This window comes from Thermus aquaticus (assembly GCF_001280255.1).
GTDB classification, from domain to species: domain Bacteria; phylum Deinococcota; class Deinococci; order Deinococcales; family Thermaceae; genus Thermus; species Thermus aquaticus.
In genome coordinates this window covers 16,618-18,002 of sequence record NZ_LHCI01000105.1, presented here as the reverse complement: position 1 = coordinate 18,002, position 1,385 = coordinate 16,618, and the positions used below count along the sequence as shown (strand labels likewise).

2 protein-coding genes and 1 pseudogene are annotated in these 1,385 nt (G+C 70.2%); all 3 read right to left on the bottom strand.

From position 1 onward, the window contains the following. Positions 1-255: 255 nt before the first annotated feature. Positions 256-648 carry a type II toxin-antitoxin system VapC family toxin gene (locus BVI061214_RS00915; RefSeq protein ID WP_248841691.1) on the bottom strand — a complete coding sequence of 131 codons (393 nt, stop codon included), beginning with the start codon at positions 646-648 and terminating at the stop codon, positions 256-258. Beyond that, positions 629-862, bottom strand: coding sequence for a ribbon-helix-helix protein, CopG family (locus BVI061214_RS00910; RefSeq protein ID WP_053766925.1), 234 nt, complete (start codon positions 860-862; stop codon positions 629-631). Before BVI061214_RS00910 ends, BVI061214_RS00915 begins: the two co-directional genes overlap by 20 nt. Before the next feature lie 327 nt (positions 863-1,189). Then, positions 1,190-1,385, bottom strand: a pseudogene (locus tag BVI061214_RS00905) (hypothetical protein); the annotation flags it as partial.

The window sequence follows — 1,385 nt, the reverse complement described above, 5'->3', positions numbered from 1 at the left end:
CCCCCGGGCCCGCCACACCAGCACCAGGTCCACCTTCCCCACCGTGGGCCAGAAAACCCCGGAAAGCCGCTTGGCGCACACCCTCAGGGCCCGGTAGGATCGCGCCTTTCCCGGAGGATAGGTCTGCAAAAGGTCCCTGCCGCACACCTTTCCACCCCCGGGAGGCCTCCCTCCTCTTGCCCCTCTCTGCGGGGTTTATGCGGCGGTCCCCGAGGATCCTCTGGATCCCAGGCGGAGGTGGGAAGTGGTGTGGGGCTAGAGCCCGACCACCCGCGTCCGCCCCTCGTAGGCCGTCAGGTGGGCGTCCGTGGTCCAGAGCTCCTCCGCTCCCGCCTCCAGGGCGGTGGCCAGGACGAGGGCGTCCACCAGGGGCAGGGCCAGCCCGTGGGAGAGACGGGCCGAGCGCTCCCCGACCGTCCAGTCCAGCCACACCACCCGGCACACGGCGGGGATGGCGTCAAGGAGGAGTTCGGCGTCCTTCCGCCCGATGGCCCCCTTCAGGGAGAGGCGGAGGAGCTCTACCAGGGAGAGGCCCGACACCACCCCCTCCCCTTCCCCCTCCACCAGGGCCCGCCACCGGTCCACGGCCCTCCCGTCCCCCTGGAGGAGGCGCACGAAGAAGCCCGTGTCAAGGGCGGTCAAGCTCACGCCTGCCCTCCTCCAGGGCCTCCAGGGCCTTGGGGTCCACCTGGGCCTTTCCCGCCCGCTCCAGCACCTTGAGGCCCAGGGCCCGCCTGCGCCTCTCCCGGAGGTAGAAGTCCAGGGCCTCGGCGGTGAGGGCGCTCATGGACTTGCCCTCGTTCAGGGCGGTCTGCTTGAGGAGGCGGGCCAGGTCGTCGGGGAGGTGGACGGTTAGGCGCATACAGTACGAGCATAACACGGAGGAGGAGCCTACATCTAGGCCCACACCGCGCTAAGTGTCTCGGCTCCTCCACAAGGTATGCCCTAGCGGGCGTGACGTGGGTCCGGCCGGTGAGGAGGGTAGGCCTCTGGTCCTCAGCCTGGCCACCCATCACGTAGCTTCCAGACGCTCTCCGCCATGCCAGGGGTCTACGGGACCTCGGCGAGCTAAAAAGAACGAAAGCCTGGAACATTCCCCCCTCCCCACTGGGAAAAGTTCGTGAAGAAAGCACAAAGCCTTTCTCATCACATCCGGGTCCAGGAAGGAGCCGGCGGTCCGGGAAGAGGGCTAGGGCAGGGCCCTTGGGGTCAGGGGGAAGGCCTCCCCGACAAGCCGGCCCCGCTCCACCCGGCCCAGGGCCAGGACCAGCCCCCCCGGGGCCGGGGCCAGGTGGGGGCGGCGGAGGAGGAAGCGGAGGACGAAGGGCCGGGTCTCGGGCCCTTCCTTGGGCCCAGGCACCACCCGCACCCGGCCCAGCCCCGCC

Bases quoted from the DNA above. Each gene is read 5' to 3' on its own strand.
- BVI061214_RS00910 (WP_053766925.1), bottom strand. From the start codon at position 862: ATGCGCCTAACCGTCCACCTCCCCGACGACCTGGCCCGCCTCCTCAAG.